The following is a 5,978-nucleotide window of genomic DNA, read 5'->3' on the forward strand; positions in this document are numbered from 1 at the left end:
ATTATAATTTGAGTATGTGAGGGGATAGAAGCGTTCAAAATTGCTTTGGCCATCACAATCACTCCTTGTCGGTTAGGGTTATTCCACAGGCGGGGTCACATAGACCGCGCCGTCAGCCACTCTGGCAACAGTTTGCTCCAGGGCGTTCATTCTGGCTTCCAGCCCCTGGGGCAAATCGCTTTCCGGCAGTCTGGGTTGCAGGTTGTAACCGCGCACCAGCGCGCGGAACTCGCTGCCCGCCGGGGCGGCAAAAAGCAGCTTCAGGGTCGTGCTTTCCGGCGCTCCGGACAGGGCAACTTCTTCAAACTGCCGGCCGGGATGGCAGGTCAGGCCGTCCCAGCTCAGCTCCACCAGGTTGCGGCCCGGCGCGTAGCCAAGGCCGTCCGGCAGGGTCAGCGCGCCGCCCTCGGGCACATCTTCCGTGAGTGTCCAGACCGCCTCCCGCGCATGGCGCAGGGCCTCCACAATGCCGGAGAGATGCAGCAGCTCCAGCCGGGAGGCGTAGCCCGCTTCGGCGATGACTATCTCAACATCAGCCGTGGAGGACAGCACCAGCGGGATGGACAGCTCGTGCGTGGTGGCCTGGCCCAGCACGCGCCTGAGCTTGTAATAGGGCGCGTGGTTGCCGTAGGCGTAAAGCACGGGCTCGCCGCCCTCTTCCAGCGGCTCGGCCCAGATGCCGAATTCGCGAATCCAGAAACCGCCCACATCCGCCGGAATGACCATGTGTATCCAGGCGATGTTGGGGTCATCCTCGTCCTGACTCAGGCTGTCGATGGGGCGGCGGTAGACCTCGCCGGCCAGGGCGGTCACGCCCACGGCGGGTTCGGGCACAGCGCCCTTGCCGTCGCCCACGGCTACATGGGAGAGGCGCACGGGCTTGCCGGCGGCGTGGGCGGCGGCTTCCAGAGCCGCGCCCGCATTGGTGAGCAGGCAGTAATACCGCGGGGCCTCGCTGGACGGGGCATCATCCAGGTCAGGCAGGGACTCCGGGACATCAGCGGGCACGGTGGCCCGCACAGAGGTCAGATCATCGGACATAGGGCACTCCGGGTAATGATTTTGGCCGCGAATCCGGCCATGCGGCGCGGACGCGGCGGGCGCGGCGCGGGCCCCACGGGGCTGACGCCGGAGCGGGTGACGCCACGGGAGGCGACCGCCGCGCGGATCGGCAAAGGCGGCGGCGTCACCGGCGGAAACCAGAGGCGCGGACGGGTCAGGGTGCGGCTCACGCCGCCCAGCGCCACGGATACAGGCAAAGGACGCCGCGTGGCGGTTTCAAGACAATCCAGCCAGGAACGCACGTTCTTGTTGTCGAAAATCAGCCGGACGGCATCAGCCGCCATGCTTTCCCCCCAGGCGCTTTGGCTCACATCCAGCCGGACGCGGAAAAAGTAGGGCTTGCCGCCGTAATCAAACCACTCGCTGACGGTTGCCGGAATACGCAGGGCGCTTTCCAGGCCGTTGCGCACGGCCCAGGGCGTGCCGCGCCCGCGGTGCAGAAGCAGACTGGCGCTGATCATCTCCCGCTTGGCCTGCGCGTTGACCGCCGCCTCATAGCCCTCCACATGGAGCTGCCAGGCCAGCAGGTCGAGCAATTCCGCCGACAGTTCGGCCAGGCCGCCGGACTGTTCCGCCAGACGCGTGAGGGGCGCGAGCATGGGAACCGGCTCCACAAAGCCCGTATCGCGCGCCAGACGGGCATAGAGCAGCACATTGGGGATGGCCCGCGTGGCGGCGTTGAGCACGCCGTCCAGGGCGTCGGCAACCGCGCGCATGGTGGGGTCGGCGGCAATGGAATGCGCCAGCAGCTCGTGGAATGGAGTGAGGCCCAGACGTTTTGCCATCAGCGTTCCCTCTCCGTTGACAATATATCCAAAAATGATATATATAGAGCATGGCCGCACGATACTGGAAAGTACGATTCAGCAACAAAGCCGCGAAACAGGCGTGCAAGTTGCCACAGCACATCCGGGACAGTCTGCTGACCCTCGCCACAGACATGGAGCTGTCCGGCCCGATGCAGCCTTCCTGGCGCAATTTCAGCAAGATGCGCAACAAGCGCGGCGAATATTATCATTGCCATCTGAATGGCGGAAAACCCCGTTACGTTGCTATCTGGACGGTAGCTGACAACACGGTGCGGATCATCGAGGTGATATATGCAGGCTCTCATGAAAATGCAGACTACCGGCGACTTGACTGAGATTGTGCTGCGCGTGCCGGCCGCAAGCGCCGCGGCGGTCGTCGCCGGGCTGGAGGGGCTGTTTGCGCTCTCCGGCCATGCCCTGCGCCCTATGGACAGTGAGGGCGAGCCATCGCACAGCATAGACGATGTCTTTCCGGAGCGCTCCCCTGCCATGCTGTTGCGAGGATATCGCAACAAGTGTGACATGACGCAGGCGCAACTGGCTGAGGCCGTACAGGTGACACAGGCGCGCGTTTCCGAATGGGAAAGCGGCAAACGCCCCATTTCGCGTAACGCGGCCCGAAAGCTGGCGTCGCTGTTTGCTGTGCCGTATCGGATATTCCTGTAGACCATCATTCATCCTCCAGATGCCGCTCGGCGGCGCATCCTGTACCGCACCCGCTCTCACTTCGCCGGAAGCGGGTTCCGGCTCGGCCAGCGCCATCCCCGGCGCTGAACGGGCCTTCCGCATTCCCGCGCATCATTCATCTTCCAGACCGCCAAAGGACAATACAATTTCCGTTTCCCGCGCCACTTGCGTGGCCGTGAGCGGCGTAAAGGCCGGGCTGTCCAGCGCCACACGCTTGGCCCCGGCCTGCTGCACCAGCGCGATGAGGCGGCTGGGGTTGATGTCCCGACCGGGCTGGCCGCGCTGCCAGAGGCGAAAGCTTTCCACAGCCTGTTCCACGGCGCGGCTCACGCCGGACAGCAGGGCGGCATCCGCCCGGCGCAGATACCAGCGCCCTGTCACGGCGTATTCCACCACGTCCGGCGCGTCCACAAGCAGCCTGTCGGTAAGCGGGCGCACCGTTTCGGCGGACAGGCCATCCCGCACCAGGGCAATCATGGCCGCGTCCGGCAGTTCGCCGTCCGTGAGCACAAAACGCACGTCCACCACTCCCGGTTCGGGGCTGTCCACGGCCACGGCCAGAATATCGGCGCTGACGCCCAGCGCGCGGGCTTCATAGGCCCCAGCGCTGCCCGCCACGGTGTAGGATTCCGGCGCCATGCGGATGCGTTCGCGCAGGCGCTCGTCGTCTTCCACATCCGCGCCCTCGCTGGATATGGTGACATTGCCCACGCCGGTCACATGGGGCAGCGGGTCCACAAGCCGCGAAATCTGGCCGGGCACAAGGCCCGTGCCGGCGGCTCCCGGGCTGGCGCAAAGCGCCGGAACCTCCACGCCGCTCTGGCCCGCCGGTATTTCGGCATCAAGGGCCGTGGCGAAAAGAAGGGCGCCGTCTCTGGTGGAGGCGCGGGAACCCGCCGGAATGGGCACGGCAAAGGCCAGCGGCTCCGCCAGTTCAAAACGCAGCATGACGCGCGCGGACTGCGCGGCAATGCGCGTTTCGCCCATGAGCGCGCCCAGATGATCCAGATGGGCCCCACGGGCATACGCCAGCAGATTTTGCTTGCCCGCCAGGTCAATGAGCTGGTTCTGCACGCTGACCGTATAGGCCAGCGATTCCAGGAAGAGCCGCACCGGGTCGCCCGGTTGCAGCGTGAGGCCGGTCAGCCCTTCATAGGCCGTGAGCACGGCGGCTTCCACCCTAGCGGCGTCGGCCCCGGCAAAGCTCACGTCGGGCAGCGCGGCAAGGTTAACGGAACTCATGGGCATACTCCTCGCGTATCTCCACAGTGACAACGGGTTGCAGCGCGCCTTCCACGGGTGCGTCGCCGGCAAAGCCGATGTCCCGCACACGGATGCGGGGAACGTATTTTTCCAGTTGCCGACCGATGTCGGCCACCATGCGCTGCATGGCCTCGGCCAGCGGCATGTCCACAAAATCCCAGCTCAGGCCAAAGTCCCTGTCCAGCGGCACGGAACCTTTTCGCGTGGCAAGCGTCATGCGGATTTCCTGTTCCAGACCCGCCAGCCCGCGCGCGCCCACGCGCGCCACGGCGGGCCGGGACATGTCGACAGTCAGCGTCATGGGCATCAGTGGTACTCCATGAGAGACAGTTGCGCTTCCGCCGCCAGGGTCACGCCGTGGTGCAACTGGCGGTGGGTGATTTCGTAGCTTTTGAGAACAAAGAGGCCGTAATACCTGAGGCCGATGACCAGCGGCAGCTCGTCGCCGGATTCGGCCACGGCGGCCAGGGCGCGCAGGCGCAACCCCACGGTGGAAACCGCCGTCAGCGGCACAATCTGCACGGCAAGGGAAATGGGGTCGAGGTTGCGGCCCGTATGCTGAAGCCTGGGCAGGCCGGCCAGGGTCTTGTGCTCGGCGTAAACCTGCTCGCGCGACACCTTGAGGTCGCGGAAGGTGCAGACCTCAAACTCGGAGACTGTGAAGGGGAAAGCCCCCAGAAGGCCCTGATACATCATGACAGAGCCTTCCGGGGATGAAGAATTGCAAGCGCGTTGCTAACGGCGGCAAACGGAAAAAACGAGTGGTGCGAGACAGACGGGCGCGCCCCTGTCAGGGACGCGGTACTGAGCGAGACGCGGCATGTTTGCGCCAGATGTGGTGCAACAAAAATCCGACAAGGAAAACCACGCTTGCGACAGGTATGGAAGATTGAGGATAACCCAGGGCCCAAACGGCAAAAGGCCCCCCAAACATGCCCGCCAGGGACAACACTGTGGCCGTAAGCAGATTGGGACGCCAAAACCAGATTGAAAGACCAGCCATCAATATGAAGATTTGCGTTATGAGCAGTAACGCGCAGGGTTCCACAGAATTCAGCCAGACACTTCCAGATAGTGCGCAAAATATAAAGCGGGAATCGTTGGGGTATATGCCAATTCCCAACAGTGCCATGCCCATGAGATGGGCGTTGAGCACTATCCATGCCAACAAGGCAAGCACAATGTACCGGACTAGTCTTTGCATATGCATGTCGTAACATAGCTTACCTCTTTGAAATTTTCAACAATATGGGGCTGGGAGAGTACCAGAAAATCATTTCCAAATCCGTATTTCTCCCTGAAGTTTCTGAAATCGTTATTCCTCAGTGAAACATAATCGTGCTCCGTTTCTGGAGAAACGCTGTTCTCACCTCCATCAAGATGAATACAACTCCATTTACCAAGATTGTTGGCAAAATAGCTGTCATCCTCGGCAAAATTGAAACTGTCATGAACAAAGACGGCTACGCGCGTCACAGTAATGCGCCAGCGCCCGTCACCGAGGTTTTCCGCCCTTCCGGCGGCCAGAGCGCGCAACGTAAAACCCGCCAGCGCGGCCATGAGACCATCGCTGTCCGGCCAGCGAGGTACGCTGCACAGCGTATGATAAAAAGCCTCCCATTGCCGCCAGTCACTTTGGATGAAATCGAAGTCCACAGCTTCTTTTGCCGGATCAAGACAGCCTTCGCGGCACAAAATGAGGCCAAGCTGCTCCAGCGCGGCTTGCGAGTAGATATTTCTTTCCCGCTGTTCTTCCTCATAGGCCGGGTCTATAAAGCGCGCATAGGCATAACTGGCTCTTTTGTAGCTCATGGCCCATTCCCAGGCGACCCAGAACGCCTCATGGCAGGAATTTGCATCCATGCTGGCCACACCAGTGAACCAGCGCAGAAACATCTCACGCAGATAGAGCCAGCCCTGGCGGTCTTCGGAAGTGGGCTGGCGCTCCGCTTTTGCCGCCGCTATGTCCGGCAGGCAGAGCAAAAGCCTGTCCAGTTCGGAAGCACTGGCGGACGCTTCTGCCCAGAGAGCGTCAAAGCGCTTTTCCTCGTGGCTCCGCCCCTCCCCGCCGGAATCGCCGCCAGGGTTTCCGCCCGGGCCGCCGCCCACCGGCGGGCCGGACTGGCCGGAGCCGGGCATAACGCCATCGGTCAGGTG

The 5,978-nt window shown here is 62.8% G+C and carries 8 protein-coding genes; 2 read left to right on the forward strand and 6 right to left on the reverse strand.

Annotated features, from left to right (window positions below; translation table 11 throughout):
- Nucleotides 1–78 precede the first annotated feature (78 nt).
- Together ACQRA4_RS13390 and ACQRA4_RS13395 are read right to left on the reverse strand one after the other, a co-directional pair.
- Nucleotides 79–1,041: a phage tail protein gene (locus tag ACQRA4_RS13390; RefSeq protein ID WP_427823559.1), complete on the reverse strand. Its 963-nt coding sequence runs from the start codon at nucleotides 1,039–1,041 to the stop codon at nucleotides 79–81.
- The gene (locus ACQRA4_RS13395; RefSeq protein ID WP_427823560.1) at nucleotides 1,026–1,847 is read right to left on the reverse strand and encodes a phage tail protein I; all 822 of its coding nucleotides are present in this window, start codon (nucleotides 1,845–1,847) and stop codon (nucleotides 1,026–1,028) included. Before ACQRA4_RS13395 ends, ACQRA4_RS13390 begins: the two co-directional genes overlap by 16 nt.
- A gap of 50 nt (nucleotides 1,848–1,897) precedes the next feature.
- On the opposite strand from ACQRA4_RS13395, the gene ACQRA4_RS13400 reads away from it, so the two are divergent.
- Nucleotides 1,898–2,206, forward strand: a complete 309-nt coding sequence (locus ACQRA4_RS13400; protein WP_427823561.1) for a type II toxin-antitoxin system RelE family toxin — start codon at nucleotides 1,898–1,900, stop codon at nucleotides 2,204–2,206.
- Complete coding sequence (locus tag ACQRA4_RS13405; RefSeq protein ID WP_427823562.1) at nucleotides 2,175–2,537, forward strand: helix-turn-helix transcriptional regulator; 363 nt, start codon at nucleotides 2,175–2,177, stop codon at nucleotides 2,535–2,537. Before ACQRA4_RS13400 ends, ACQRA4_RS13405 begins: the two co-directional genes overlap by 32 nt.
- 132 nt (nucleotides 2,538–2,669) lie before the next feature.
- Here ACQRA4_RS13405 and ACQRA4_RS13410 read toward each other — a convergent pair whose 3' ends face one another.
- From ACQRA4_RS13410 to ACQRA4_RS13425, 4 genes are all read right to left on the reverse strand, one after another.
- Nucleotides 2,670–3,800, reverse strand: a complete 1,131-nt coding sequence (locus ACQRA4_RS13410; RefSeq protein WP_427823563.1) for a baseplate assembly protein — start codon at nucleotides 3,798–3,800, stop codon at nucleotides 2,670–2,672.
- Entirely contained in the window at nucleotides 3,787–4,128 is a 342-nt protein-coding gene (locus ACQRA4_RS13415) for a GPW/gp25 family protein (protein ID WP_427823564.1), read from the reverse strand. Before ACQRA4_RS13415 ends, ACQRA4_RS13410 begins: the two co-directional genes overlap by 14 nt.
- A complete protein-coding gene (locus ACQRA4_RS13420; RefSeq protein ID WP_427823565.1) occupies nucleotides 4,128–4,517 on the reverse strand; it encodes a phage tail protein in 390 nt (129 codons plus the stop codon). Before ACQRA4_RS13420 ends, ACQRA4_RS13415 begins: the two co-directional genes overlap by 1 nt.
- A gap of 495 nt (nucleotides 4,518–5,012) precedes the next feature.
- Nucleotides 5,013–5,978: DUF6402 family protein (locus ACQRA4_RS13425; protein WP_427823566.1), on the reverse strand; the 966-nt coding region annotated here is incomplete at its 5' end.

Source organism: Desulfovibrio sp. SGI.169, from assembly GCF_050313595.1.
Classification (GTDB): Bacteria; Desulfobacterota; Desulfovibrionia; order Desulfovibrionales; family Desulfovibrionaceae; genus Desulfovibrio.

Coding starts and splice junctions, on each gene's coding strand:
- ACQRA4_RS13415 (WP_427823564.1), bottom strand. CDS start 4,128: ATGCCCATGACGCTGACTGTCGACATGTCCCGGCCCGCCGTGGCGCGC.
- ACQRA4_RS13420 (WP_427823565.1), bottom strand. CDS start 4,517: ATGATGTATCAGGGCCTTCTGGGGGCTTTCCCCTTCACAGTCTCCGAG.
- ACQRA4_RS13405 (WP_427823562.1), top strand. CDS start 2,175: ATGAAAATGCAGACTACCGGCGACTTGACTGAGATTGTGCTGCGCGTG.
- ACQRA4_RS13400 (WP_427823561.1), top strand. CDS start 1,898: ATGGCCGCACGATACTGGAAAGTACGATTCAGCAACAAAGCCGCGAAA.
- ACQRA4_RS13395 (WP_427823560.1), bottom strand. CDS start 1,847: ATGGCAAAACGTCTGGGCCTCACTCCATTCCACGAGCTGCTGGCGCAT.
- ACQRA4_RS13410 (WP_427823563.1), bottom strand. CDS start 3,800: ATGAGTTCCGTTAACCTTGCCGCGCTGCCCGACGTGAGCTTTGCCGGG.
- ACQRA4_RS13390 (WP_427823559.1), bottom strand. CDS start 1,041: ATGTCCGATGATCTGACCTCTGTGCGGGCCACCGTGCCCGCTGATGTC.